The organism is Amycolatopsis sp. N2S4-7 (assembly GCF_058119595.1).
The window spans coordinates 4,949,414-4,975,047 of record NZ_CP172299.1; the positions used below are offsets into that span (position 1 = coordinate 4,949,414).

Sequence of the window (25,634 nt, forward strand, 5' to 3'; positions counted from 1 at the left end):
CCAAGGAGTTCTGCCGTGGCACGCCGCAAGGGCACCACCACCAAGGTCGATCCCAGCGCGTTCGACCGCGCCGGCGCGAACGTCTTCGACAACTCGCTGAAGACGGAGATCGAAGACTCGTACCTGGAGTACGCGTATTCGGTCATCCACTCGCGCGCCCTGCCGGACGCGCGGGACGGGCTGAAGCCGGTGCACCGCCGGATCCTGTACTCGATGAACGAGAACGGCTACCGCCCGACGCACGCGTACGTGAAGTCGTCGCGCGTGGTCGGCGACGTGATGGGCAAGTACCACCCGCACGGTGACGTCGCGATCTACGACGCCATGGTGCGGCTGGCGCAGGACTTCTCGCTGAACGTCCCGCTGATCGACGGCCACGGCAACTTCGGCAGCCCCGACGACGGCCCGGCCGCCTCGCGGTACACCGAAGCGCGGATGTCACCGGAGGCGATGCAGCTGGTCGGCGAACTCGGCGAGGACACCGTCGACTTCCGCCCGAACTACGACGGTTCGCTCGAGGAGCCGTCCGTGCTGCCCGCGGCGTTCCCGAACCTGCTGGTCAACGGCACGTCGGGGATCGCGGTCGGGATGGCGACCAACATGATCCCGCACAACCTCGGCGAGGTCGTCGCCGCGGCGCGGTGGCTGATCACGCACCCGAGCGCGACGCTCGACAAGCTGATGGAGTTCGTCCCCGGCCCCGACCTGCCCACCGGCGGGAAGCTGCTGGGCCTCGACGAGGTCCGCCGCGCGTACGAGACCGGCCGCGGCGTGGTCCGGATGCGCGCGAGCGTCGAGACCGGACCGCTGGAGGGCAGCCGCGGGCGGCAGGCGATCACCGTCACCGAACTGCCCTACGGCGTCGGCCCGGAGAAGGTGATCGAGAAGATCACCGACGAGGTCAACAAGTCCAAGCGGCTCACCGGCATCGCCGACGTCAAGGACCTCACCGACCGCGAGAACGGCACGCGGCTGGTCATCGAGTGCAAGGTCGGCGTCAACCCGCAGGCGCTGCTGGCCGACCTGTACCGGCTCACGCCGCTGGAGCAGTCGTTCGGCATCAACAACCTGGTGCTCGTCGACGGCCAGCCGCAGACCCTCGGGCTCAAGGAGCTCCTGGAAGTCTTCCTCCGCCACCGCTACGACGTAGTCACGCGGCGGACCAAGTACCGGCGCCGCAAGCGCGAAGAGCGGCTGCACCTGGTCGACGGCCTGCTGATCGCGCTGCTGAACATCGACAAGGTGATCAAGCTCATCCGCGAGAGCGAGAACGCGCAGGCCGCGAAGGACGGCTTGATGACGCGCTTCAAGCTGTCGGAGATCCAGGCGACGTACATCCTGGACACGCCGCTGCGCCGGTTGACCAAGTACGACCGGCTGGAGCTGGAGTCGGAGCAGGAGCGGCTGCGCGAGGAGATCGCGGAGCTGACCAAGATCCTCGACGACGAGTCGGTGCTGAAGAAGCTCGTCTCGTCGGAGCTGGCGAAGATCGCGAAGGACTTCCCGACCGAGCGCCGCACCGCCCTGATCGACGGCGACCTGAAGGAGGTCCTGGCCGCGTCGAAGCCTTCGGGCCCCCTCGAAGTCGCGGACGACCCGTGCCAGGTGATCCTTTCGGCGACCGGCCTGGTGGCCCGCACGGCGGCGGAGTCCGAGGAGTCGACGGAGACCCGCCGCCGCAACGGCCGCGTGAAGCACGACGCGGTGTCGGCGGTGGTCCACACGACAGCGCGCGGCCAGGTCCTGCTGGTGACCAGCCGCGGCCGGGCGTTCAAGACGGACGTGCTGCCCCTGCCGGTGCTGCCGGAGCAGGCGGGCACGGTCTCCCTGCGCGGCGGCATGGCGGCTCGCGAGCTGGTCCCGCTGGAGAAGGGCGAGACGGTCGTCGGGATCGCCCCGTTGGGTGACCAGGCGGCCGGCTCACCGGGCCTCGCGCTGGGCACGCGGGCGGGCGTGGTGAAGGTGTGTTCCCCGGAGTGGCCGGTCCGCTCGGACGAGTTCGAAGTGATCTCGTTGAAGGACGGCGACGAGGTGGTCGGGGCAACCTGGCTCACGGACGGCTCGGAGACCCTGGCGTTCGTGTCCTCGGAGGCTTCGCTGCTGAAGTACGCGGCCTCCCTGGTCCGCCCCCAGGGCCTCAAGGGCGGCGGCATGGCGGGCATGAACGTCGGTGCGGGCTCGGTGGTGTTCTTCGGAGCCATCCGCACGGACGACGACGAGCACGGCGAGCCCATGGTGATCACGTCGACGGGCCAGAGCGTGAAGGTGACACCGTTCAGCGAGTACCCGGCCAAGGGCCGAGCCACGGGCGGCGTCCGGGCGCAGCGGTTCCTGAAGGGCGAGACGGCATTGAGGGTGGCGTGGATCGGCCCACGCCCGGCAGGGTCGGCACGCAACGGAGACCCGGTGGAGCTCCCGGAGATCGACGTCCGCCGGGACGGTTCAGGCCACGCCCACCCCGGCCCGGACGTGGTAGGCCACCTCATCGAGCGCGACTGACGGTCGTGAGTGTTCAGGCGGGTTAGGACCCGCCTGAACACTCGCGGCCCCTCAGGGCAGCCTCGCCGCGATGTCGTCGATCTCCCACGGGCCTTCGGTCTCGATGACCTTCACGTCGTGCCAGCCCGCCAGTTCCGAAATCGCGCCGCCCTGGACCGCGAACACCTTGCCCGTCACCGGGCACTTCTCGGTCGCCAGGTACGCCACCAACGGCGAGATGTTCGCCGGCGAGAACGCGTCGAACTCGCCTTCCGCCACCGGTTCCGCGAAGATCGCGCCCATCCCCGGGGTCGCCAGCGTCAGCCGCGTACGGGCGATCGGGGCGATCGCGTTCACCCGCACTCCATAGCGCTCCAGCTCCGCCGCCGCCACCAGGGTCATCGCCGCGATGCCCGCCTTCGCCGCGCCGTAGTTGAGCTGGCCCGCGTTCGGCAGCGTGACGCCGGACGCCGACGCCGTGTTGATCACCGACGCCGCCACCGGAGAACCCGCCTTCGACAGCGACTTCCAGTACGCCGCCGCGTGGTGCAGGACCGCCGCGTGGCCCTTCAGGTGGACCGCGATCACCGAATCCCACTGCTCCTCGGTGATGCTCGCGACGAACGCGTCCCGCAGGATGCCCGCGTTGTTCACCACGACGTCCAGCCGCCCGTACTCCGAAACCGCCTGGTCCACCAGCTCCGACGCACCCGGCCACGACGCCACGTCCGACGTGTTCGCCACCGCCGAACCGCCCAGCGCACGGATTTCGGAAACCACCGAAGCAGCGGGCCCGGCGGACGAGCCGCTCCCGTCGTTGTCGCCACCCAGGTCGTTGACCACGACCGAAGCGCCCTCACGCGCGAACAGGAGGGCGTGCTCTCGCCCGATCCCCCGGCCCGCGCCGGTCACCAGCGCAACGCGCCCGTCGAGTGCACCCATCACAGCTCCGCAAGTCCGTCTTTGATCACGAGGGTGTCCCCGACCGTGGTTTCGAAAGCGAAAGCGCCGGGACCCGCGGCCCAGATCGACGTCGACAGGTCCTGGCCCGGCCGCACGGGCGCGGCGAACCGGACGGCGAGGCGGCGCAGCCTCCCGGCCGAGGACCCCGCCACCTCGGTCAGCAGCGCCCACGACGTGAACGCCATCGTGCACAGCCCGTGCGCGATGATCCCCGGCAGACCCGCCGCACGGGCGACCTCGTCGTCGAGGTGGATCGGCATCGGGTCGCCGGCCGCCGGGCCGTAGCGGAACGTCTGGTCGTCGTCGACGTGCTGGCTGACCTTCGCGATCGGCGACGACGAACGCAACCGCTCGTCAAAGCGGTGTGACGGCCCCAGCGTGCCCCGTTTCTCCCCGGTGTCGAAGCCGCGCACAAAGAACGTCACGTACTGCTCGTTGACCAGCGAACCGTCCGACGACCGGCATTCCAGGTAGACCGTCGCCCGCGTGCCCTTCGGCAGCCCTTCGTAGCCGGTCATCTTGGCGCGTGACACCAGCGCGTCGCCGGGCCGGATCGGGCGGTGGAACCGGAAGTCCTGCTCGCCGTGCAGCACCCGGCCGAACAGCGACGGCGGCACCACCTCCAGCGCCGGCTCCAGCAGCGACTGGAACACCGGGACGATCGCGAACACCGGGCTCGCGACGTCGCCCGCGCGGTGCGCCGGGATCGGGTCGTTGGTCGCCGACGCGTACTCGGCGATCCGCTCCCGCGTGACGTCGAAGTGCGACGGCGACGTCCACTTGCCGAGGCCGGCGGCGTCGAACTTCATGCGACGAGGGCCTTGAACTTCTCGAGCGACTCGTCGAGGTTCTTCTTGCCGTCCTTCTCGACAGCCTTTCCGAGCGCGCCAATGATCATCTGCCCGGCGAACTCGGCTTCGATGGTGGCGGCCGACGCGTCACCGGCCCCCGCCACCGACAGCGAGAACCTGATCTTCACCCCGGCCATCCCGGTGCCCGAGATCACCAGCCGGTGCGGCGCCTCGTAGGACTCGACGGTCCAGGTGATCGTGTTCGCCATCCCGAGCATGGTGACCACTTCGGACACCTGCGACCCCTCCGAGAACCCGGCGGGGACGTCGCCCTTCCACTTGGTGTGGATGGTCAGCCACTTCTCGAAGTTGGCGGGGTTCGAGAACTCGGCCCACACCTTCTCCGGCGGCGCGGGCAGTTCGACGGACGCGCTGATCCGACCCATGGTTTCTCCTAGGCTCGCTGGTAGGCGGTGACGACGGCGCCGCCACCGAGTCCGATGTTGTGCTGCAACGCGGCCCGCACGTCCGCGACCTGCCGCGCGCCGGCGTCGCCGCGCAGCTGCCAGGTGAGTTCGGCGCACTGGGCGAGCCCCGTCGCGCCGAGCGGGTGGCCCTTCGAGATGAGCCCGCCGGACGGGTTGACGACCCACCGGCCCCCGTAGGTGGTGTCCCCGGCGTCCACCAGGTGCCCGCCTTCGCCCTCTTCGCAGAGGCCGAGCGCTTCGTAGGTCAGCAGCTCGTTGGCGGAGAAGCAGTCGTGCAGCTCGACGACCTGGAAGTCGGCGGGCCCGAGGCCGGCCTGGTCGTACACCCGCAGCGCCGCCTGCCGGGTCATGTCGTAGCCGACGATGTTCTTCGCGCTGCCGTCGAACGTGCTGCGGAAGTCCGTGGTCAGCGCCTGCCCGGTGATCTCGACGGCCCGCCCGGCCAGTCCGTTGACGTCCACAAAGAACTCGCTCGCGAGCAGCACCGCGCCGGCGCCGTCCGACGTCGGCGAGCACTGCAGCTTGGTCAGCGGGTCGTAGATCATCCGCGACGCCAGGATGTCGTCGAGCGTGTAGGCGTCCTGGAACTGCGCGTACGGGTTGTTCACGGAGTGCCGGTGGTTCTTCTCGCCGATCTTCGCGAAGTGCTCGGCCGTCGTGCCGTACGCCTTCATGTGCTCGCGGCCGGCGGCGCCGAACATCCACAGTGCGGGCGGGAACAGCACCTCGGAGATCTCGGCGAGCGCCTGGAGGTGGTTGCCCAGCGGCTGTTCGCGGTTGTCGTAGGTCGACGCGAGCGACCCCGGCTTCATCTTCTCGAAGCCGAGCGCGAGCACGCAGCCGGCGCGGCCGCCGCGGATCGCCTCCGCGGCCAGGTACAACGCGGTCGAGCCGGTGGAGCAGTTGTTGTTGACGTTGACCACCGGGATCCCGGTCATCCCCAGCTCGTAGACCGCGCGCTGCCCGGACGTCGACTCGCCGTAGACGTAGCCGACGTAGGCCTGCTGGACGGCGTCGTAGCCGATCCCGGCGTCCTCGAGGGCTTTGGTGCCGGCTTCGCGGGCCATCTGCGGGTAGTCCCAGCCTTCCCGCCGCCCGGGTTTCTCGAACTTCGTCATCCCGACGCCGACGACGTACACCCTGCCCGCCACGCTGCGCTCCCTTCGGCGACCCGATGGCAACAAACATACAGACAGGCATGTATTTATCAAGAGCAGACCGTTGACCCGCAGGTCAGGAGCCCCCGGAAAGCCGTGAAGGCCACCTCGAGGGACTCCCCCGAGGTGGCCTTCACGGACCTTCCCCTAAGCGACCTTGAACGACTGAGCGGCGCTGCCGTTACAGGTCGCCTGGACCAGCTGGACACTGTCCGCGGTGGACGATCCGGGCACGGTCAGGCACTTGCCGCTGTGGCGGGCGACGAAGTGGTAGTAGCCGCTGCCCTCGGAGACGGGCTGCCACTGCTGGTTGCCGCCGCCGCTGTAGGACCACAGCTGCAGGCCGGCGTTGTCCGTCGTCGCCACGTTCGTGACGTCGATGACCTGGGCGGGGTTGGTCCGGTTGTTGACCCGGTCGTACCCGCCGCTGGTCGGGGCGAACTGGTACTGCTGCGCCGTGGTGCCGTTGCAGGTGTACTGCTGGATCACGGTGCCGTTGGCGCTGGCCGCGCCCCGCGCGTCGACGCACTTGCCGGACGCCTTGTTCGTCACGGCGTACCAGGCCGCCGGGTCGATCGTGCCCGGGTCCGGCGGGGTCGTCGTCCCGCCGCCGCCGAGCCACTTCAGGCCGTCGAGCACGAACCGGTTCTGGTCGGCGCTTTCGAACGTCGACGACAGCGCGGTGTTCGTCTCGTAGTTCATCGCGTTGTGGCCGAAGTTCGCGTACAGCATCTTGTAGTTCTTGTTCGTCCACATGATCGGGTAGTAGCCGCTGTACCAGGTCTGGCTCGGGTCCGTGCCGATCGGGAACGTGGACTGGTCCATCGACGCCAGGATCGAGATGTTCGGGTTCTGGCGCAGGTCGTTCTGCCACGCGTACCACTCGGACACCGAAGACTTGATCGTCGCCGGCAGGTTCACCGTCGACGGGTGCGTGCGGTTCTCGATCTTCAGCGTCTCCCCCGTCGGGCCCCACGTGTTCGACGTGAACCGGCCGGTGCCGAGGAAGTCGTTGTGGAACCAGTTCGCGTACGACGGCGTGGAGCTGTCGTTGTACGCCGTGACGTGGAAGCCGAAGAACGCGCCGCCCGCCTGCATGTACCGCTGGAAGCCCTCGAACTGGGCCTGCGACTGCGGCTGGTCGCCGAAGAACATCACCACCTGGTACTGGGCCGGGGTGATGGTGGTCAGCTGGTTCCAGTTGGTCGTGGCCGTGTAGGTGAACCCGTTGGCCGCCGCCTGCTGCGGGAACCAGACGTTGGCCTCCTTCTCGAAACTGATGTGCGCGGCGTCGTACGTGCCGCTGTAGAAGGCGAGGACCTTGAACGGCGTCGCGGCGTGTGCGGACTCCACCGCCGGGCTGCCCAGGGCGAGCCCCAGGCAGGCGGCGAAGAACGCCAGGATCCGGACCAGCGGACGGCGGGTTCTGGACGGCATGCGGGAACCTTTCCGGTGGGGAAACGGGGAACGATCACCAGTGGCGCGAGTAATGCAGCCCGTAGCCGAACGGGAACAGCGCCGGCTTGCCGTCACCGGCGTTGATCGGCTGCTGGTCGGCGCTGCGCATCCAGGTCACCGGCAGCTTGCCGGTCGGGTTGTAGTCACCGAAGAGGACGTCGGCGACCCCCTGGCCCTCGCTGCCCGGCAGCCACGACTCGACCAGCCCGGCCCAGTCCGGCAGCTGCGCGGCGATGTCGAGCGGCCGCCCGGACACCAGCACGACCACCGTCGGCACCCCGGAGTCCTTCAGCTTCTGCAGCGTGGCGAGGTCCGTGGCGTCCAGTCCCATCCCCTGTGGACGGTCGCCCTTGCCTTCCGCGTACGGCGTCTCCCCCACGACCGCGACGGCGACGTCGTAGCTCCGGTCGATCCCGGTGCCGTCCTTGGCGTAGGTCACCTTCGAAGAGCTCTTCTCGATGCCCTGGAGGATCGTGGTGCCGGGGATGACCGGGCCGCTGGTGCCCTGCCAGCCGACGGTCCAGCCGCCGGACTGGTTGCCGAGGTCGTCCGCGCTCTTGCCGGCCACGAGGATCTTGTCCCGCTTGCCGAGCGGCAGCACGTGGTTGTCGTTCTTCAGCAGGACCTGGGACTCGCGGACGGCCTGGCGCGCGAGGTCGCGGTGCTGCTTGCTGCCGATGGTGTTCAGGAACCGCCGGTCGGTCAGCGGGTGCTCGAACAGGCCGAGCTCGAACTTCTTCGTCAGGATGCGCCTGGTGGCGTCGTCGATCCGGGACATCGGCACGCGGCCCTGCTGCACGAGCGTGCGCAGCGTGTCGATGAACTTCTGCCACTCGTAGGGCACCATCACCATGTCGATGCCGGCGTTGATCGAGGCTTCGACCTCTTCGGGGGTGAACCCGGTCTTGCCGTCGATCTTGTCGACGCCGTTGTAGTCCGAGACGACGATCCCCGTGAAGCCGAGCTCCTTCTTGAGGACGTCGTTGATCAGGTAGGAGCCGGCGTGCATCTTCACGCTGTTCCAGCTGCTGTAGGAGATCATCACCGAGCCGACCCCGCGCTGGACGGCGGCCTTGAACGGCGGCAGGTGGATCTGCCGCAGCTCCTGCTCGCTGATCTCGGTGTTGCCTTCGTTGACGCCGCCGGTGGTGCCGCCGTCGCCGACGTAGTGCTTGGCGGTGGCCATGACCGAGCCCGGCTGGTCCAGCCGGCGGCCCTGCAGCCCGGTGATGATCGACGTCATCTCGGTGGCCAGCTGCGGGACCTCGCCGAAGGACTCGTAGGTGCGGCCCCAGCGGTCGTTGCGGGCGACGCACAGGCAGGGCGCGAAGTCCCAGTCGATGCCGGTGCCGGAGACCTCTTCCGCGGTGGCGCGGCCGATCTTCTCGACCAGCCGCGGGTCGCGCGTCGCGCCGAGGCCGATGTTGTGCGGGAAGACGGTGGCGCCGTAGAGGCCGTTGTGGCCGTGGACGGCGTCGACGCCGTAGATCAGCGGGATGCCGAGCGGCGTCGCGAGGGCGGCCTTCTGGAAGCCGTCGTACATGTCGGCCCAGGTGACGGGCGTGTTCGGGGTCGGCTGCGAGCTGCCGCCGGAGAGCAGCGAACCGAGCCTGCCCGTGGTCACGTCCGCCGGGCTTTTGACCCCGAGGCGTTCGGCCTGCATCATCTGGCCGAGCTTGTCGTCGAGCGTCATGCGCGACATCAGGTCGGCCACCCGGACCTTCACCGGGCGCCAGGAATCCTTGTAGGCCGGGCCGTTTCCGGCGAGCGCGGGGGTTTCCGACGCCAGCAGCAACCCCACGGCCAGCGCGCCGATGCCCAGCCTGCGTCCGAAGCGCATGCGGGTCCTCCTCGTCGAGAGACCAAAATTCACGCCTTGAATTAATGCATAGGATTTGGGGGTTGGTCCAGACCTCTGACCGAACTCGGGTGCCGCTGAGCGGGATTGCCGATTCCGGTCACCATCTGGCCTAATTCGGTTCTACGGTTCCCCCATGAGCCGTGAACACGAAGACCTCCTCCAGCTGCTCGCCGAAGTCAGGAAGCGCTTGCTGATCCCGGTGCGCGACCTCTCCGACGAGCAGGCGGGCCGGCGCACGACGGTCAGCGAGCTGACCCTGGGCGGGCTGGTCCGCCACCTCGCGACGGGCGAGCGCCTGTGGCTGCAGGTGCTGCGCAACGCCGACGGCTCGCTCCCGGAAGGCATGCTGGACACGGCGCAGTACTCGATGAGCGAGACGTTGTCGCACTGGCTTTCGGCTTACTCGGCCGCCGCGGCCGAGACCGACGAGTACGTGGCTTCGCTGCCTTCGCTGGACGTACTGGTGCAGCTGCCGACGACGCCGTGGTCACCGCCCGAGCCCCAGTTCTGGTCGGCACGGCGGATCGTGCTGCACCTGATCCACGAAACGGCCCAGCACGCGGGTCACGCGGACATCATCCGCGAGGCGCTGGACGGCGCGAACTCGACGGCCCAGCTGGCTTAACGGTCCGAGCGCAGCGAGGCCGGGTCGAAGGAGTCCCAGTACGCGTCCTCATCCTCCGGCGGTGCCGGAGGAGCAGCTTCCACGGGCGCCGCACCGAGGCGCTCGGCCCGCTGCCGCTGGAACTCCTCGACCGTCATGCCCGGGTCGTCGTCCTCCGCGCGGGCCGGCGCCGGGATGCCCGTCATCTGCTCGATCATGAACGTCATGTCTTCGCCGAGCAGCAGGGCGACCTTGTTGTAGCCGTCCTGGGTCGCCTCGCGCATGGCCGCCTGGGCGATCTCCACCACGAGCGGGCCCAGGCGGTCGCCCAGGTTCACCGCCGACGGCGCCAGCCACAGCCGCAGGAGCTTGCCGCGCGCGTCGACGGTCACCTCGACCTGGCCGTCGATGTCGTGGGCCGTGCCGGAAGCCGACGCGAGCAGCTCTTCGACGCGGGACATCGCCTCTTCCCGCGCCCGGGCCTGGGCGATCAGCTGACGGGTCGTGATCACCGCGCTCACCTTCCGTACGAGTAGGTGTCGGCGTCCGGGTCGTCGTCCGGGATCGGCTCGTAGCCCAGCGTCTCGAGCTGTTCGGCGTCCACCACCGGCGCCAGCGCGTGGTACATCTTGTCGCCCGCGCGGCGGGTCGCGCGCTGGGCCAGCTCGAAGATCTGGTCGGCGATCACCGACGACCCCTGCCGCAGCGCGGAGCGGTGGATCGTCACGCTCGTGAGCAGCCCGCCGGGCGCCACCTCGACCTCGACGGCGTCGGACGAGGCCTTGCCCACCACCGGTCCCGAGCGCGCGAAGCGGGCGGAAGCTTCCGCCTCCGCCCGGCCGGCCTGCTCGGCGACCCGCGCGGAAGCCAGGTCGATGTCGAATTCAGCCACAACTCACCCCGTGGGCCGGTAGAAGCCGATGAACGACTGTCCCGCGTTCGTGGTGCGGATCTTGCTGATCTGCACCGGGTCGCCGGCCTCGACCATCTGGCCGTCGCCGATGACCATCGCCACGTGCCCGGACCACACGACGAGGTCGCCGGGCAGCAGCTGGTCGATCGAGGGCACCTCGGCACCGACCGTCTGCTGGGCCGCGGTCCGCGGCAGCTGCAGGCCCGCGTCCTGGTACGACGTCATGGTCAGCCCGCTGCAGTCGAGGCCGACGCCGCGCGCCGTGCCGCCCCAGACGTACGGCACGCCGAGCTGGGAAAGCGCGTTGCGGACGGCCTTCGCCGCGGTTTCGTTCGGCGCCATGACCTGCTTGCCGCCGGGCAGGTTGATCGCGACGCCGGAGCCGGGCTGCGGCGGGATCGCGACCGGCAGCCGCGGCTTGTGCACGGCGCCGCCGCCACCGCCGCCACCGCCACCCCCGCCTCCGCCGCCCCCGCCGTCGGAGCCGCCGGAGTAGCCGCTGTTGCTGTTGAACGACGACCCGACCTTCGTCGGCGACGCGCTGCTCGACGACGTCGTCTGCTCCTCGCCGCCGAGCCGGGTGCCGATGTCGGTGAGCTGGTTGATCGTCTGCTCGCTGAACGTCGCGGCCTGGCCGGTCAGCTGGCTGATCTTGGTTTGCAGCTTCATCAGGATGTCGCGGGACGCGGCACCGCGGCTCTCCGGCGGCTGGATGTTCTTCACCGCCGCGAGCGCCTTCATCGACGCCGAGATCTCCTTGATGATCTGGTCGCGGACCTGGTCGTTCTTGATCTCGCCGAGCTGCAGGGTCTCGGCCGCCTCGGCGACGGCCTTCTCGATCTCGGCGCTCTCGTCGAGGAGGTCCTGGACCTCCTGCTCGAGGCTCTTCGACGTCGCCGTGGCGCGGTCGGTTGTCGAGCCGGAGCTGGCCGAAGTCAGGGTGACGCGCTGGGCGGACGCGTGGTCGCGGGTCGTGCCCACCGACGTCTGCAGCGCGAGGTGCGCGTCCCGCGCGCCGCCGATCGCGGCCGGGTCGTGGCGCAGCTTCTGCGCGAACTGGTTCGTCGTGTCCAGGCCGTGCCGGACGAGGAGGTCGGCGTGCTCGTCGGTCACGCGCGGTCCTGCCCGAGGTCTCCGCCGAGCCGCCGGACGACGTCACCGTGCTCGGCCTCGACCGCCGCGTAGTTGCGATCGGTCTGCCGGGCGGCTTCGCCGACCTGGCGCCAGCCGCCGCCGACGCGGTGCATCTTCTCCTGCAGCGCGCGCATCCGGCCGCTGTAGGCCCCGGAGAAGCCGGACTCCCCGCCCATCTCCGAAAAACCGTGGCCGCCGAGCGTCACGTGCGGGCCGACGTGCTTGTCCGCGGCGCCTTTGACGTCTTCACCGAGCGGGTCGACTTCGCGCGCGTACCGCGTGTACGCGCCGTCGTCGACGTGAAACCCCGAATGCGAACCGTCCACTGGCCCTCCCTGTCACCAGGGGTGCGACGTGCCCTCGCCACCTCCGGTTCCCCTGTTGCGGGAATCAGCCTAGACCACGGTCCGTACCCGGGTGGGCGAATTGCCCGGAGTTCAGCCGGTGACCTTCTTGAGCCAGTCCGGGTCCTGCCAGGAGACGATCGTGCCGTTCGCGGTGACCGTCGGCGTGCCGAAGCCGCTCTGCCCGCCGCCGAAGTCCTGCGCCAGCTTCGGGTCCGTCTCGATCTGCTGGAACGCGGTGTTGAGCTGCTGGTCGTAGGTGCCGGCGTTCACCATCTGGGCGAAGGCGGGGTCGGTGATCCCGATGTTCTTGCCGAGCTCGATCAGCTGCGCCTTGTCGTAGCCGCGCTTGCCCTCCTCGGGCTGGTTCGCGAACAGGGCGTCGTGGAACTGGACGAACTTGCCGGCGTCGGCCGCGGCCAGCGCCGCGTTGGCCGAGTCGAGCGAGTAGCCGGGCGGGCTCGAGCGGTCGTTGAGCAGCGGCACCATGTGGTAGCGCACCTGCAGCTTGCCGTCGTTGACCGCCTGCTCGATCTGGGACTTGTACGTCTTCTCGAACTGGCCGCAGATCGGGCAGAGGAAGTCCGCGTAGACGTCGATCGAGGCCTTGGCGCCGGTCTTGCCGACGGTGACGACGACGCCGTCACGCTTCTGGGTGACATCGCCGGCCAGCGCACTCGTGGTCTCGCCGGGGCCGATCACCTTGCCCTCGGTCTTGTTCTTGTCCAAAATCGTCCAGATCACCCCGCCGATCACGAGCGCGGCCACGACGACCACGGCGCCGATCCCGATGATCCACTTCCGCTTGTCCCCGGACGCGCCCCTGGCCTGGGCCACCGCCCTCGCTCCGCCCGCCTGCGCGGCCTGACGACGCTTCCGAGCGGTCCGCTCAGCTCCACCCACTGTGTATCAGTTCCCTTCCGCGATACCCGAGTAGTCGTGCTCGGGCCCGGTGGAGTTCCCGCGACTTCGCGCGAGCCAGCCGTCGACCGACAGCCAGGTGCGCGGGCGCGCCAGCAGCCACGCGGCCAGCAGCGCGAACCCGGTGTCGCGGAGGATCTCCTGCGGGTACTCGGTCTGCCCCGCCGCCACCTGGCCGCCGCCGCCGAAGCACCCGCAATCGATGCTCAGCCCGCGCGCCCACGACTGGGCGATCCCGGCGATGAGCACGACGAGCAGCACCAGCGCGGCGCCGGCGGCCCACCGGGTCGCCAGGCCCGCGAGCAGGAACAGCCCGAGCACGAGTTCGACGAGCGGCAGCGCGATGGCCACCACGTCTTCGAGCGCGTCCGGGAGCACGTCGTACGCCTGGACGGCGATCAACGTCTGCCCCGGATCCGCCAGTTTCAGCGCACCGGAAACGAGCCAGACGGCCGCCAGCCCGAGCCGGGCGAGCGTGCCGACGGTGTCCAGCACGGGTTGGGACGGTCGCACCACGCACTTAGGCTAACGGGAGGACCTGAGAACTTCGTGAGGCAGGGCAGCGGTGGAGGGAGCGGCCGGATGCGGTGGCGCACGCTCCTCTGCTCCGCGTTGCTGCTGGTCACGGCGTCGGCGTGCGGTCCGGCGCACGTCTCGCCGTCCGACTCGCTGGTCACCCGTGCCGGTGCCACGGATCACCTCACCATCGGCATCCGGTTCGACGCGCCGGGCCTTTCGGAGCACACCGTGGACGGCCGGTTCGTCGGATTCGACGTCGACGTCGCTACTTTCGTCGCGAGTGAACTCGGCGTCGCCGCGAAGGACATCTCGTGGCGCGAGACGACGTCGGCGACGCGGGAAACGGACCTCACGTCCGGCGCGGTCGACCTGGTCGTCGCGACCTATTCGATCACCGACAAGCGCAAGCAGCTGGTGTCGTTCGCCGGGCCGTACTTCACCACCGGCCAGGACCTCCTCGTGCGCCGGACGTCGGCCGACATCGCCGGGCCGGAGGCGCTCAACGGGCGGCGGCTGTGCTCGGTCACCGGCTCGACGCCGGCGCAGCAGGTGAAGGACAAGTTCGCCCAGGCGGTGCAGCTCGTCGAGTACCCGCGCTACGGCGACTGCGTGACCGCCCTGCTCGCCGGCCAGATCGACGCCGTGACCACCGACGGGGTGATCCTCGCGGGCTACGTCGCGCGCGATCCGGAGCTGCTGAAGGTCGTCGGGAAGCCGTTCTCGAAGGAGAACTACGGCGTCGGCCTGCGCAAGGGCGACACCCAGGGGGTGGGCGCGGTCGACGACGCGATCCGGAAGATGATCTCTTCGGGTGAATGGCTGCGCTCGCTCAACGCGAACATCGGCCCGTCCGGTTACCAGCTCCCCGCTCCCCCCGAGGTCACCGAGAAGTGAAACTGCCCGATCTGCCGGTTCGGGAAGTGCTGCCCGACGTTCTTTCGGCCCTCGACGCGCACGGCACCGCGGTGCTGGTGGCGCCGCCCGGGACGGGGAAGACGACGCTGGTGCCGCTGGCCCTGGCGGCGTCGGGCGGCCGGGTGGTGGTCGCCGAGCCGCGGCGCCTGGCGGCGCGGGCCGCGGCGGCGCGGATGGCGGCGATCCTGGGCGAACCGGTCGGCGAGACCGTCGGGTACGCCGTGCGCGGCGACCGGAAGGTGTCCGCGCGGACCCGGATCGAGGTCGTGACGTCGGGGCTGCTGGTGCGGCGCGTGCAGAACGACCCGGAACTGCCCGGGGTGGCGACGGTGCTGCTCGACGAGTGCCACGAGCGGCACCTGGACGCGGACCTGCTGCTGGCGTTGCTGCTCGACGTCCGCGCCGGGCTGCGCGACGACCTGCGGCTGCTGGCGACGTCGGCCACGGTCGCGGCCGGGCGGCTCGCCGCGCTGCTCGGCGACGCACCCGTGGTGACGGCGACGGCGCCGACCTACCCGGTGTCCTTCTCGTACGTCCCGCCCGCGCGCGGTGAGCGGATCGAGGCCTGCGTCGCCCGGGCGGTGCGCACCGCACTGTCCGAAGGGGACGGTGACGTGCTCGCGTTCCTCCCGGGCGCCGGTGAGATCGCGCGGACTTCGGGGCTGCTGCGATTGTCCGATGTGGACGTCCTCCCCCTGCACGGGCGGCTCTCGGCGGCGCACCAGGACGACGCGCTGCGGCCGCGTTCGCGGCGGCGGGTGGTGCTGGCGACGGCGGTGGCGGAGTCGAGCCTGACGGTGCCGGGCGTGCGTGCGGTGGTCGATTCGGGGCTGGCGCGCGTGCCGCGGGTCGACCACCGGCGCGGACTGCCCGGCCTGGCGACGGTGCGGGTGTCGGCCGCGGTCGCGACGCAGCGGTCCGGCCGCGCGGGGCGCGAGGGACCTGGGCGCGCGTACCGCTGCTGGGCCGAGAACGAGCAGTCCCTGCTCCCGGCGTACCCGGAGCCGGAGATCCGCACGGCCGAACTGGCGCGGCTGGCGTTGGAGCTGGCGTGCTGGTCCACCCCAGACGGGAGCGGCCTGGCCTGGTGGGATCCACCGGGCGAGGGCGCGCTGGCGGCGGGCCGCGCATTGCTGGCCACCCTGGGCGCGACGGCGGACGGCGCGATCACTCCGCGGGGACGGCGGATGGCGGAGCTGGGGTTGCACCCGCGGCTGGCGCGCGCGTTGCTCGACGGCGCTTCGGAGGTCGGCGCCCGGAACGCGGCGGAAGTGGTGGCGCTGCTGGACGCGGGCGCCACGCTGACGGACGTGACCGCGGAGCTTCGGCGCCTGCGGGGTGCGAGCGACGAATCCGCGCGCCGCTGGAAGCGTGAAGTGCAGCGCCTCTCGAAGCTCGTGCAGGGCGAAGGCAAGCAGGATCCCGCGCTGGTTGTCGCGCTCGCGCACCCCGAGCGGCTCGCGCGGCGGCGGCCCGGTGGCGCGCCCGTCTACCTCATGGCCGGTGGTACCGCGGCCGAACTCCCGCCGGGCAGCGGGCTCGACTCCGAATGGCTGGCCGTCGCCGAAGCCACCCGGGATCCCGGACGGGTGCACGGCACCATCCGCCTCGCCGCGGCCGCCGACGAGCGGCTCGCCGTCCGCGTCGCCGGCGTGTCCGAAGTGGACGAAGTCACCTGGGACGGCGACGTCGTCGCCCGGCGCGTCCGGAAGCTCGGCGCCATCACCCTCTCCTCGAAGCCCCTGCAGAACGCCGACGTCCGCGACGCCCTCGTGACCGGCCTGAAAACCGAGGGACTGGGCCTGCTGAAGTGGAGCGAGGACGCGACCCGCCTCCGCGAGCGGATGGCGTTCCTCCACCGCGTCCTCGGCGAGCCGTGGCCCGCGGTCGACGACGCCACCCTGCTGTCCGATGTGGACCGCTGGCTCGACCTTTCCGGCGCCCGGCGGAAAGCGGACCTCGCGACCCTCAACGCGGGCACCGCCCTCAAGGCCCTCCTGCCGTGGCCGGAAGCGGCCAAGCTGGACGAGCTCGCCCCGGACCGCCTCGAAGTCCCGTCGGGCTCGCACCTCCGCGTCGACTACCGCGGCGACCAGCCGGTGCTGGCCGTCAAGCTGCAGGAGACCTTCGGCTGGACCGCGACGCCCACGCTCGCCGGCGTCCCGGTCGTCCTGCACCTGCTCTCCCCCGCCGGCCGCCCGGCGGCCATCACCGCCGACCTCGCGAGCTTCTGGACCACCGGCTATCCGGCGGTGCGCGCCGACCTGCGCGGCCGCTACCCGAAGCACCCCTGGCCGGAGGACCCCGCCACCGCCGTCCCGACCCGGCACACCCGCCGCCGCGGCTGAACCCCGCCGAAAGTCGGGGGTCGCCCGCGACCGTCGTCCGATGTCCGGGCGTCCCCGGAAACCGCACACTTCCGGGGAACGCACCGGGAGGGCACATGATCACACTCAGGGGATTGACCAAGCGCTACGGGGAAAAGACCGTCGTCGACGCGCTCACCTGCGACGTCGCCCCGGGCCAGGTGACCGGGTTCCTCGGCCCGAACGGCGCCGGGAAGTCGACGACCATGCGGATGACCGTCGGGCTCGACCACCCGCAGGCCGGCGAGGTGCTGGTCGGCGGGCGGCGCTACGCCGAGCTGCGGCACCCGCTGCGCGAGGTCGGCGCGCTGCTCGACGCCAAGGCGCTGCACCCCGGCCGCAGCGCGGGGAAGCACCTGCTGGCCATGGCGCGCAGCAACGGGATCGCGGCGAGCCGCGTCGAAGAGGTGCTCGCGACCGTCGGGCTTTCGGACGTCGCGGGCAAGCGGGCCGGGCAGTTCTCCCTCGGCATGGGGCAGCGCCTCGGCATCGCGGGCGCGCTGCTCGGCGACCCGGGCGTGCTGCTGTTCGACGAGCCGGTCAACGGCCTCGACCCGGACGGCGTCCGCTGGGTGCGGCAGCTGATGCGGTCGCTGGCCGCGGAGGGGCGGACGGTGTTCGTCTCGAGCCACCTGATGAGCGAGATGCAGCTGACCGCCGACCACCTCGTCGTGATCGGCAGGGGCAGGCTGCTGGCCGACGCGCCGGTCGCGGAGTTCATCGCGGGCAACTCGCGGACGACGGTTTCGGTGCGCGTCCCGGCCGACGGCGACCGCGAGGCGCTGGACCGGCGGCTGCGCGCCGAAGGCGGGCTGACGCACCCCGGCGAGCCGGGCGAACTGGTGGTGGACGGCTTGGCCGTCACGCGCGTCGGCGACCTCGCGCACGAACTGGGCGTCCGGGTGCACGGCCTCGCCGAGCGCACGGCGTCGCTCGAGCAGGCCTACATGGAACTGACCGCTTCTTCGGTGGAATACGGGGTGTCGGCATGACGGCTTCGGTGGAGGTCCGCGTCGGCGGACTGGCGGGTGCGGTGGCCGCGGAGTGGACGAAGTTCTGGTCGGTCCGGGCGACCTGGTGGTGCCTGGTGGCGGGAACCGCGTTGATGCTGGGTTACGGCACGCTGTCGGCGATCGCCCAGCGCCTCGACGGCGACCAGCCGCTGGGCGCGCACACGATCGCCATCGGCGGCGGCTTCTACCTGACCCAGTTCGCGGTGATCGCGCTGGCGACCCTGTTCGTGACGAGCGAGTACGCCGGCGGCGGCATCCGTTCGACGCTGCTGTGGACGCCGGTGCGCTCGCGGGTCGTGCTGGCGAAGGCAGCGGTGCTCCTGCCGGTGCTGTTCGGCTACGGCGTGCTGCTGGCGTGCGCCGGAACGGCGCTGGCGAGCGCGGTGAAGGACGGCCACGGCCTGCCGACGTCCCTGGAGGCGGGCTTCACGGCGGCGTCCGGCATGGGTGGTTACTTCGCGCTGCTCGGGTTGCTGTGCACCGGCGTCGGGTGGGCCCTGCGCAGCGCGGCGGGGACGCTGGTGTCGGTGATCGTGCTGCTCGTGCCGCTGCCGCTGATCGTGGCGTCGCTGGGGCTGCCGGAGCTGGTGGCGTACTTCCCGGGCATCGCGGGGCTGAACGCGATGGTCGAGGCCGGGCAGCCCAACCCGATCACGATGGCGGTCGCGCCCTACGCGCCGTGGGTGGGGCTGGTGATCTGCGCGGCGTGGGCGGCAGCGGCTCTGGGAGCGGGCGCGGCGGTCCTGCGCCGTCGCGACGCGTGACCCCGCTGCCTCACTCCGCGGGCCGGAGCGCCTTGGGTTCGTAGTCGCGCAGGACGAGCGACGTCGTGACGGGACCGAAGCGGGCGATGCCGTCGACCACGGCCTCCAGCCGCTCGGCCGTGGCGGACCGGACGTCGAGCAGGAAGCAGTCCTCGCCGGTGAGCCGGGAGACGCCGACGACCTCGGGGACCTGCGAGAAGTGGTCGAGGCAGGCGGCGATGCGGGCGTGGGTGGTCCGCAGCCGGATCACGGCGTGGATGGCCAGGCCCAGCCGCGCCGGGTCGACGACGGCCCGGTAGCCCGTGATCACGCCGGACCGCTCCAGGCGGTGGATCCGAGCCGAGACGGCCGGCTGGGAGAGCTTGACCCGCCGGCCGATCTCGGTGACCCCGAGCCGGCCATCCTCCTGGAGGATGGCCAGGATTTCCCGGTCGATGGCGTCGAATGAATCCAAGGTCTCCCCGCTCCTCCGCCTTCCGTTCATCGGCTCCCCGCCCTGCGCGCCGATGTTTCCCGCATAGTTTCCGCCATGCATCGTGTGATCATCCCCGGCATCGACGGCTCGGACGAGGACCACTGGCAGAGCCTCTGGCAAGCGGAGTGGGGATCCGCGGCGTCGCGCATCGCCCCGGCGTCCTGGGCCGAGCCGGACCTGGCGGACTGGTGCGAGGCGATCGACCGAGCCGTCGGCCGGGCCGGGGCCGACGTGGTGCTCGTCGCGCACAGCCTCGGCTGCCTCGCGGCCGCCGAGTGGATCACCCGCCGCCGTCCGGTCATCGGGGGTGTCTTCCTCGTCGCTCCACCGGACAGCGGGGGCCCGCGGTTCCCTGCCGCCGCCGGAACTTTCCGCGGCCTGGTCCCGAAGCCGCTCGGCGTCCCGGGGCTCGTGATCTGCAGCGGGAACGACCCGTACTGCACCCCCGACGCCGGCCGCCGGTTGAGTTCGGCGTGGCAGCTCGACCGCATCAGCGCCGGGCACCACGGGCACCTCAACTCCGCGAGCCGGCTCGGCCGGTGGGACTACGGCCGCGACCTCTTCACCGCCTTCACCGCCGGCCGCTGACCCACCCCGATCCCCGCCAGGATCTCCCGGGCACTGCCGACCAAGGCCTCCAACGTCGGCGGGGCAAGGGATCCCGTCCCCGCAAGAGCCCCGAAGATCGTCCCCTCCATCCAGTCGACCACGAGCGACGCGTGGCGCTCGGGGTCCGTCGAACCCGAGGCGGCCAGCACCGAAGCCGCCTGGCGGCGGATCAGCAGACCGCCCTCGTCGTACGTCGCTCGCAGCTCGGGGCGCCTCGTGGCCTCCAACGCGAACTCGTACCGCGCCAGCATCCGCGTCCGACCCGTGGTGATCGCTTCGAACGCGTAGCCCGCGATGAACTCCGCCAGCCCGCCCGACGGCGGCGCCACCTCCACCCGGTCCAGCGCGATGATCCGCGCGATCGTCAGCTCGAGCAGCGCCGCCCGCGTGCGCGCGTAGTACGACGTCGAGCCCACCGGCAGGCCCGCCGCCCGGTCGACCGCGCGGTGCGTCAGGCCGCGCATGCCCTCCGCCGCGATCACGGAGATCGCTGCGTCGCCGATCACTTCGAGACGGTCCACGAAACGGCATTCTACAGGTGTAGAGTGCTCTACACCTGTAGAGGAGGAGCCATGCACGCGATAGTGGTCGGCGGGGGCATCGGGGGGCTGGGCGCGGCCGCGGGGCTGCACCGGGCCGGCTGGACGGTCACCGTCCTGGAACGGGCCGCGGAGTTCGGCGACGTCGGCGCCGGCATTTCACTCTGGCCGAACGCCCTGCGCTGCCTGGACGAACTCGGCGTCGACCTCGGCGACCGCCTGGCCACCCAGCGGGAGGGCGGGTTCCGCGACCGCCGGGGCCGCCGGGTCACCCGGTACGACACCGCCGCCTTCGAACGCGTCCACGGCCGCCCGCTCGGCGCGATCCACCGGCGGGACCTCATCGCCGCCCTCCGGGACGCCGTCCCCGCCGGCAGCCTCCGGACCGATGCCGAAGTCACCGAAGTAACCGAAGACGGGCGCGTCCGCTTCACCGGCGGAGAACTGATGGCCGACCTCGTCGTGGCCGCCGACGGCATCCACAGCCCGGTCCGCCACGCGCTCTTCCCCGGCCACCCCGAACCGGTCTACTCCGGCAGCACGGCGTTCCGCGGCGTCACGAACCACCCCGGCGCCCGGCTCAGCACGAGCTTCGACCGCGGCACCGAGGTCGGCGTCCTCCCGCTGACCGGCGGCGACGTCTACTGGTTCGCCTCCTACGTCACCGAGCCGGGCGCGCCGCCGGCCGACCTCGAAGAGACCTTCGGCGGCTGGCACGACCCGATCCCGGCCCTGATCCGCGCGACCCCGCCGGAAGCCTTGCTGCACCACGACCTCTACTACCTGGGGACGCCGCTCGCGACCTACGTCAAGGGCCGGATCGCCCTGCTCGGCGACGCCGCCCACGCGATGCCCCCGTTCCTCGGCCAGGGCGGCTGCCAGGCCCTGGAAGACGCCGTGGTGCTCGCCCACGCCGTGTCCACCGAGGACAGTGTCGAAGCCGCTCTTCGGAGCTACGACCGGCAGCGACGCCCGCGCAGTCAGAGGGTCGTCCGGGAGTCCGTCCGGATGGGCAAGCTCGGCCCGCAGCTGACGAACCCGGTCGCGGTGGCGCTGCGCACCGCCGTCCTGCGCCTCCTGCCAGCGACGGCGACCGCGCGGGTGGGCACGCGGATCACGGGGTGGCGGCCTCCGCGTCTCCCCCGACCAGCCCCGCCTCGTACGCCGTGATCGCCGCCTGCACCCGGTTCTTCACCCCGAGCCGGGTCAGGATCGTGCTCACGTGCGCCTTCACCGTGCCTTCGACGACGAACATCTTCGCCGCGATGTCCGCATTGGACAGTCCGGACCCGAGCAGGGTCAGCACTTCCCGCTCGCGCGGGGTCAGCCCGAGAATCCGCTCCCGGGCCGCGGCGGCACGCGTCAGCTGCCCGCCGGAGAGCCGGGCGATCACCCGCTGCGCCACCTTCGGCGAGAGGAAGGCGGCTCCCCCGGCGACGGCGTGGATGCCGGCCAGGAGCTCGCGCGGATCGCCCGACTTCAGCAGGAACCCGCTCGCGCCGAGGCCCAGCGCGCGTTCGATGTACTCGTCCTCGCCGAACGTGGTGAGCACGATGACGCCGGTCGCGGGCAGCAGACGCCGGATCTCGGCGGCCGCGCCCAAGCCGTCCAGCCCGGGCATCCGGATGTCGAGCAGGACGACGTCCGGATGCGTGGCCAGCGCCTGCGAGACCGCTTCCCGGCCGTCGGCGGCCTCGGCGACGACCTCGATCCCCGGGTCCGCGCCCAGGATCGCCGCCACCCCCGCCCGCATCATCGCTTCGTCGTCGGCCAGTACGAGCCTGATCACGGTGCCCCCTCGGCGAACCTGTCCTTGGCGACCAGCTTCCCATCGGCGAAACACAGCCGGTAGGCGGCGTAGTCGTTGTCGAGCCACGTCCGCCCGGTGCCGTAGTACTCGCAGGCGACCCCGGGCACCGGCGGCAGCGGCGGCTCGCCCCGCACCGGACGGGCGCCGCGCTGGTGTTCGGGCAGCTGCGACGCCAGTTCGGCCCGCGGCTGCCCGATCCGCAGCCGGTCGTAGACCGGGCCCGGCAGCTCCGAGGAGTTCCACTGGTAGAGGAAGGCGATCCCGCTGATCGCCAGCACCAGGCCGAACAGCCCGCACGGGACGGCGACCGCCTGGACCAGGCTTCGCCGCACGTCCCGCCGAGCCAGTTCGAGGGCCTGGGCCGACGTCGACGGCCCGGCCTCCTCTTCGGCGGCGTCCCGCAGCTCCGGGGTCTCCTCGGCCGGCGCGGCGTCGTGCGGCAGCGTCGCGGTGACGGCGAACCCGCCCTCGAGCGGTCCGGCCCGCAACGTGCCGCCGACGAGCCGGACGCGCTCGCGCAGGCCGATCAGCCCGACGTGCCCGGACGCGACGCCCGGCAGCGGCCCGGCGGGCGGCGGCGCGTTGACGACGCTCACCTCGGTCCGCCCGCCGGAGCCGGCCACCCGGACCGTCACGGCGGCGCCGGGCGCGTGCTTCGCCACGTTCGTCAGTGCTTCCTGCACCACGCGGTAGGCGGCGCGCGCGACCATCGGCGGGGCCGCGTCGCCGTCCACTTCCGCGTCGATGAGCAGCCCGGACGCCCGCGCCCGGCCGATCAGCTCGCCGAGGTCGCCCTGCACCGGTTCGACCGGCGCGGCGTCCTCGCGCAGCACGCCGATGATCTCGCGCAGCCGGTCGGTCGCCGCGGCGGCGCTCGTCCGCAGCTGCGCGGCCGCGTCGCGCTGGACGTCGTCGAGCCCGCCCGCGACCTCGAGCGCGGCGGCGCGCACGGCGATCAGGCTCAGCTCGTGCCCCAGCGAGTCGTGCATGTCGCTGGCGATCCGGGCGCGCTCGCGCAGCCGCGCCTGGTCGGCGACCAGCCGTTGCCTGCTCTCCATCTCCTCGGCCCGCCGCCAGCCGGTGCGGGCGAGCTCGCCGCGCACGCGGACGTACCGGCCGAGCAGCCACGGCGAAAGCCCGGCGAACACCAGGATCGCGACCATCCCCGCCCAGTCGCCGAGGCCGTCCTGCCCGGCGACCAGCGCGAGCGGGAGCCCGAGCACCGCCACGGCCACCCCGGTCAGGATCCCGGGGCGGGCGCGCGGCATCCGCAGCCCGGCCTGGTAGCTGATCGCGACCAGCACGAACACCACCCAGACCGGCAGGCGATCGCCGTAGGGGAACGGCACGGCCAGCGCCCCGGCCAGCGCGATGCCGAGCGAGACGGCCGGGTACCGCCGGGCCGTCGCGACCGAGCCGGCCACGACGGCGAGGCCGCCGGCCAGCTCCCAGTACGACCGGGTCTCGACAGTGCCCGCGACGACGGTGAACGCGAGGAACAGCCCGAGGGCGACGTCGAGCACCACCCGCCACCTGCGCTTCGTCACCTCTCGCACGGGTTCGAAGTTACAAGGCGTGACCGGCGCCGACCACTGCCGAAAGTCAACCTTTCAAGGTGTCCAGGAAGGCCAGCGTCTGCGGCCAGGACAGCGCGAACGCATCGGCGTTGACGGCGGCGCCGTGCCGCGCGGAGTCGCTGAAACCGTGCTCGGCGCCCGGGAAGTGCTGGGTGAACGTCGCGCCCCGCGGCCGGGACTGCAACGCCGTCTGCAGCCGGGCGAACGTCTCGTGCGAGACGAGGGAGTCGGCCTCCGGGTAGGCGACGAGCACCGGCGCGGTGATCCGCGCCGACAACGCGACGGTGTCGAGGTCGTGGTTCGGCGGCGCGGGCTCGCGGACCGTCGGGTGGTACGCGACGACCCCGGAGAGCCGCTGGTCACGGGAGGCGAGCAGGAGCGCGAAGCGGCCACCGAGACACCACCCCATGACCCCGGCCGACGCACAGCCGAGGTCGCCGAGCAGGTGGTCGAGCAGCGCCGTCTGCTCCGCCAGCGCGGGCTCGTCGCGCAGGCCGCCGAGCTTCTTCCCGAGGTCCTCGCGGGAGGTGTTGTCGGTGCTCGCGCCGTGGAAGACGTCCCAGGTCAGCGTGGTGATCCCGCGGCCGGCGAGCTCGGCGGCCCACGCCCGCACCTGCTCCCCGATGCCGGTGAGCATCGGCAGGAGCAGCATCCCGGAGTCCGAGCCACCGGCCGGGCGGGCCAGGTGGGCGGAGAGGTCGCCGACACGGATGGTGGACGTCTCGATGCGCATTTCCGCACGGTAGCGCCCGGGGTGTTGCATGATGATCCACCATGGCCGAGCGCACACTCGCCGATCAGTTGGGCGGCTACCTCCCCGAGGGCATCGAGGCCCTCGAAGAGCACGAGCGGCAGGACCTCGCGAACGCGTTGCGTGACGCGCGGCGGCGGCAGGCGAAAGCCCTCGCCGAAGCCGGCGAGGAGGGCCTTCGGTACGTGCCCGCGCTGCTGCGCGGAGCGGTCCGGAAGGCCGTGGGCCTGTGACCGCCGGGAACTACGCGGCCGAGGCGGAGATCCTGAAGCTGGCCCGCGTCCTCGACGTCGAGCCCGCGCGGCTCGGCTACCTCGCCCGCGTCGACGCCGACGACCTCCAGGCGTTCCGCGAGCAGGTCACCGACACGCTGTTCGACGCGAACATCGCCGTGCTGCAACGGATGGCCCTCGCCGCGCGGCTGCTGCCCGGCGGCGTGCTCGCCAAGATCGCCGAGAAGGTGTTCGGCCCGCTGCTGTGCGCCCGGATCGCCGGCCTGGTCGACGTCTCGCGCGGCGTCGACGTCGCGAAGCGGCTCAGCCCCCGGTTCCTCGCCGAGGTCGCGGCGGACCTCGACCCGCGGCGCGCGAGCGCCATCATCAGCCGCATCCCCCTGGACACCGTCCTCGCCGTCGCCACCGAGCTGGCGCGCAAGCAGGACTGGATCACGCTCGGCCGGTTCGTCGGGCACCTGCCCGACCCGACGGTGCGGCGGGCCCTCGAAGAGATCGACGACCCCGGCCTGCTCCGGATCGCGTTCGTGCTCGACGACAAGCGCCGCATCGACCACGTCGTCGGCCTGCTCCCGGCGCACCGGCTCGGCCGCCTGCTCACCGCGGCGGCCGCCGACGAGGACCTCTGGCCCCCGGCGCTCGACCTGCTGACCCACCTGAGCGAAACCCGCCGCGCCACCCTCGTCCCGATGCTCGGCGGACTCCCGGACGGCCTGCGGGAACGCGCTCAAGCGACGATCAAGTAGATCCCGTAGCCGATGATCCCCGCGCACAGCGCGAAGCACACGACCGCGCCGGCCAGGGACCCCGCGCCCGAGGCACCCGCCTCGCGGGCCGATTCGCGGTTCGAGAGCCCCACCACCCCGAAGGAGAAGAGGCTCGTCAGCACGACGACCGATGCCAGCGCGATGACGAAGACGACGCCGAGGGAACCCCAGTCGATGTTCACGG

General features: G+C 71.6%; 28 protein-coding genes. 10 read left to right on the forward strand and 18 right to left on the reverse strand.

All coding sequences use genetic code 11. From position 1 onward, the window contains the following. The first annotated feature begins 15 nt into the window (after positions 1-15). Positions 16-2,499: a DNA gyrase/topoisomerase IV subunit A gene (locus tag ACH54P_RS22900; RefSeq protein WP_489915926.1), complete on the forward strand. Its 2,484-nt coding sequence runs from the start codon at positions 16-18 to the stop codon at positions 2,497-2,499. Positions 2,500-2,550: 51 nt separating this feature from the next. On the opposite strand, the gene ACH54P_RS22905 is transcribed toward ACH54P_RS22900, so the two are convergent. From ACH54P_RS22905 to ACH54P_RS22930, 6 genes are all read right to left on the reverse strand, one after another. Then, positions 2,551-3,420, reverse strand: a complete 870-nt coding sequence (locus tag ACH54P_RS22905; RefSeq protein ID WP_489915928.1) for an SDR family oxidoreductase — start codon at positions 3,418-3,420, stop codon at positions 2,551-2,553. Beyond that, positions 3,420-4,250, reverse strand: a complete 831-nt coding sequence (locus ACH54P_RS22910; protein WP_489915930.1) for a MaoC/PaaZ C-terminal domain-containing protein — start codon at positions 4,248-4,250, stop codon at positions 3,420-3,422. Before ACH54P_RS22910 ends, ACH54P_RS22905 begins: the two co-directional genes overlap by 1 nt. Next, positions 4,247-4,678: a type II toxin-antitoxin system Rv0910 family toxin gene (locus ACH54P_RS22915; protein WP_489915932.1), complete on the reverse strand. Its 432-nt coding sequence runs from the start codon at positions 4,676-4,678 to the stop codon at positions 4,247-4,249. Before ACH54P_RS22915 ends, ACH54P_RS22910 begins: the two co-directional genes overlap by 4 nt. Before the next feature lie 8 nt (positions 4,679-4,686). Then, positions 4,687-5,871 carry a lipid-transfer protein gene (locus ACH54P_RS22920; protein ID WP_489915934.1) on the reverse strand — a complete coding sequence of 395 codons (1,185 nt, stop codon included), beginning with the start codon at positions 5,869-5,871 and terminating at the stop codon, positions 4,687-4,689. A 153-nt stretch (positions 5,872-6,024) separates the two neighbouring features. Further along, positions 6,025-7,314 (reverse strand): RICIN domain-containing protein, encoded by a 1,290-nt coding sequence (locus tag ACH54P_RS22925; protein ID WP_489915936.1) that lies wholly within the window; start codon positions 7,312-7,314, stop codon positions 6,025-6,027. 34 nt (positions 7,315-7,348) lie between these two features. After that, positions 7,349-9,175 (reverse strand): glycoside hydrolase family 3 protein, encoded by a 1,827-nt coding sequence (locus tag ACH54P_RS22930; protein WP_489915938.1) that lies wholly within the window; start codon positions 9,173-9,175, stop codon positions 7,349-7,351. Positions 9,176-9,329: 154 nt separating this feature from the next. Between ACH54P_RS22930 and ACH54P_RS22935 the strand changes: the two genes are divergently transcribed. Beyond that, positions 9,330-9,821 (forward strand): DinB family protein, encoded by a 492-nt coding sequence (locus ACH54P_RS22935; protein WP_489915940.1) that lies wholly within the window; start codon positions 9,330-9,332, stop codon positions 9,819-9,821. On the opposite strand, the gene ACH54P_RS22940 is transcribed toward ACH54P_RS22935, so the two are convergent. The 6 genes from ACH54P_RS22940 to ACH54P_RS22965 all read right to left on the reverse strand — a co-directional run bounded on the left by ACH54P_RS22940 (position 9,818) and on the right by ACH54P_RS22965 (position 13,607). Next, positions 9,818-10,312, reverse strand: coding sequence for a YbaB/EbfC family nucleoid-associated protein (locus ACH54P_RS22940; protein ID WP_489915942.1), 495 nt, complete (start codon positions 10,310-10,312; stop codon positions 9,818-9,820). The genes ACH54P_RS22935 and ACH54P_RS22940 overlap by 4 nt on opposite strands. Before the next feature lie 5 nt (positions 10,313-10,317). After that, a complete protein-coding gene (locus ACH54P_RS22945; RefSeq protein WP_489915944.1) occupies positions 10,318-10,692 on the reverse strand; it encodes a YbaB/EbfC family nucleoid-associated protein in 375 nt (124 codons plus the stop codon). 3 nt (positions 10,693-10,695) lie between these two features. Continuing rightward, the gene (locus ACH54P_RS22950) at positions 10,696-11,826 is read right to left on the reverse strand and encodes a C40 family peptidase (protein ID WP_489915946.1); all 1,131 of its coding nucleotides are present in this window, start codon (positions 11,824-11,826) and stop codon (positions 10,696-10,698) included. Continuing rightward, positions 11,823-12,173, reverse strand: a complete 351-nt coding sequence (locus ACH54P_RS22955) for a hypothetical protein (protein WP_489915948.1) — start codon at positions 12,171-12,173, stop codon at positions 11,823-11,825. The genes ACH54P_RS22950 and ACH54P_RS22955 overlap by 4 nt, the downstream gene beginning before the upstream one ends. 111 nt (positions 12,174-12,284) lie before the next feature. Next, positions 12,285-13,028 carry a DsbA family protein gene (locus tag ACH54P_RS22960; protein WP_489915950.1) on the reverse strand — a complete coding sequence of 248 codons (744 nt, stop codon included), beginning with the start codon at positions 13,026-13,028 and terminating at the stop codon, positions 12,285-12,287. 72 nt (positions 13,029-13,100) lie between these two features. Next, on the reverse strand, positions 13,101-13,607 hold the full coding sequence (locus ACH54P_RS22965) for a MauE/DoxX family redox-associated membrane protein (RefSeq protein ID WP_489916584.1): 507 nt from the start codon (positions 13,605-13,607) through the stop codon (positions 13,101-13,103). Between the two features lie 87 nt (positions 13,608-13,694). Here ACH54P_RS22965 and ACH54P_RS22970 point away from each other — a divergent pair, with 87 nt between their 5' ends. The 4 genes from ACH54P_RS22970 to ACH54P_RS22985 all read left to right on the forward strand — a co-directional run bounded on the left by ACH54P_RS22970 (position 13,695) and on the right by ACH54P_RS22985 (position 18,689). Beyond that, positions 13,695-14,525 (forward strand): glutamate ABC transporter substrate-binding protein, encoded by an 831-nt coding sequence (locus ACH54P_RS22970; RefSeq protein WP_489915952.1) that lies wholly within the window; start codon positions 13,695-13,697, stop codon positions 14,523-14,525. Further along, positions 14,522-16,894, forward strand: coding sequence for an ATP-dependent helicase HrpB (hrpB, locus tag ACH54P_RS22975; protein WP_489915954.1), 2,373 nt, complete (start codon positions 14,522-14,524; stop codon positions 16,892-16,894). The genes ACH54P_RS22970 and hrpB overlap by 4 nt, the downstream gene beginning before the upstream one ends. A gap of 95 nt (positions 16,895-16,989) precedes the next feature. Continuing rightward, positions 16,990-17,904, forward strand: a complete 915-nt coding sequence (locus ACH54P_RS22980; RefSeq protein ID WP_489915956.1) for an ATP-binding cassette domain-containing protein — start codon at positions 16,990-16,992, stop codon at positions 17,902-17,904. Next, positions 17,901-18,689 carry an ABC transporter permease gene (locus ACH54P_RS22985; RefSeq protein ID WP_489915958.1) on the forward strand — a complete coding sequence of 263 codons (789 nt, stop codon included), beginning with the start codon at positions 17,901-17,903 and terminating at the stop codon, positions 18,687-18,689. Before ACH54P_RS22980 ends, ACH54P_RS22985 begins: the two co-directional genes overlap by 4 nt. A 10-nt stretch (positions 18,690-18,699) precedes the next feature. Here the strand turns inward: ACH54P_RS22985 and ACH54P_RS22990 are convergent, their stop codons facing one another. Beyond that, the gene (locus ACH54P_RS22990; protein ID WP_489915960.1) at positions 18,700-19,143 is read right to left on the reverse strand and encodes an Lrp/AsnC family transcriptional regulator; all 444 of its coding nucleotides are present in this window, start codon (positions 19,141-19,143) and stop codon (positions 18,700-18,702) included. Between the two features lie 75 nt (positions 19,144-19,218). Here ACH54P_RS22990 and ACH54P_RS22995 point away from each other — a divergent pair, with 75 nt between their 5' ends. Next, positions 19,219-19,752 carry an RBBP9/YdeN family alpha/beta hydrolase gene (locus ACH54P_RS22995; protein WP_489915962.1) on the forward strand — a complete coding sequence of 178 codons (534 nt, stop codon included), beginning with the start codon at positions 19,219-19,221 and terminating at the stop codon, positions 19,750-19,752. On the opposite strand, the gene ACH54P_RS23000 is transcribed toward ACH54P_RS22995, so the two are convergent. Beyond that, positions 19,710-20,405, reverse strand: coding sequence for a TetR/AcrR family transcriptional regulator (locus tag ACH54P_RS23000; protein ID WP_489915964.1), 696 nt, complete (start codon positions 20,403-20,405; stop codon positions 19,710-19,712). The two genes, ACH54P_RS22995 and ACH54P_RS23000, sit on opposite strands and share 43 nt — an antisense overlap. Between ACH54P_RS23000 and ACH54P_RS23005 the strand changes: the two genes are divergently transcribed. Next, positions 20,346-21,482 carry an FAD-dependent monooxygenase gene (locus ACH54P_RS23005; protein ID WP_489915966.1) on the forward strand — a complete coding sequence of 379 codons (1,137 nt, stop codon included), beginning with the start codon at positions 20,346-20,348 and terminating at the stop codon, positions 21,480-21,482. The two genes, ACH54P_RS23000 and ACH54P_RS23005, sit on opposite strands and share 60 nt — an antisense overlap. Here the strand turns inward: ACH54P_RS23005 and ACH54P_RS23010 are convergent. Genes ACH54P_RS23010 through ACH54P_RS23020 form a run of 3 tightly spaced genes read right to left on the reverse strand, consistent with a single transcriptional unit; the run spans position 21,427 to position 24,432 of the window. After that, positions 21,427-22,101, reverse strand: coding sequence for a response regulator (locus ACH54P_RS23010; protein WP_489915968.1), 675 nt, complete (start codon positions 22,099-22,101; stop codon positions 21,427-21,429). The two genes, ACH54P_RS23005 and ACH54P_RS23010, sit on opposite strands and share 56 nt — an antisense overlap. After that, positions 22,098-23,678 (reverse strand): sensor histidine kinase, encoded by a 1,581-nt coding sequence (locus tag ACH54P_RS23015; RefSeq protein ID WP_489915970.1) that lies wholly within the window; start codon positions 23,676-23,678, stop codon positions 22,098-22,100. Before ACH54P_RS23015 ends, ACH54P_RS23010 begins: the two co-directional genes overlap by 4 nt. A gap of 46 nt (positions 23,679-23,724) precedes the next feature. Further along, positions 23,725-24,432 carry a dienelactone hydrolase family protein gene (locus ACH54P_RS23020; RefSeq protein WP_489915972.1) on the reverse strand — a complete coding sequence of 236 codons (708 nt, stop codon included), beginning with the start codon at positions 24,430-24,432 and terminating at the stop codon, positions 23,725-23,727. Positions 24,433-24,473: 41 nt separating this feature from the next. On the opposite strand from ACH54P_RS23020, the gene ACH54P_RS23025 reads away from it, so the two are divergent. Both ACH54P_RS23025 and ACH54P_RS23030 read left to right on the forward strand, forming a co-directional pair. Continuing rightward, the gene (locus tag ACH54P_RS23025) at positions 24,474-24,683 is read left to right on the forward strand and encodes a hypothetical protein (RefSeq protein ID WP_043776570.1); all 210 of its coding nucleotides are present in this window, start codon (positions 24,474-24,476) and stop codon (positions 24,681-24,683) included. Then, on the forward strand, positions 24,680-25,429 hold the full coding sequence (locus ACH54P_RS23030; RefSeq protein ID WP_489915974.1) for a hypothetical protein: 750 nt from the start codon (positions 24,680-24,682) through the stop codon (positions 25,427-25,429). Before ACH54P_RS23025 ends, ACH54P_RS23030 begins: the two co-directional genes overlap by 4 nt. On the opposite strand, the gene ACH54P_RS23035 is transcribed toward ACH54P_RS23030, so the two are convergent. Next, entirely contained in the window at positions 25,411-25,632 is a 222-nt protein-coding gene (locus ACH54P_RS23035) for a hypothetical protein (RefSeq protein WP_489915976.1), read from the reverse strand. The two genes, ACH54P_RS23030 and ACH54P_RS23035, sit on opposite strands and share 19 nt — an antisense overlap. Positions 25,633-25,634: the final 2 nt, after the last annotated feature.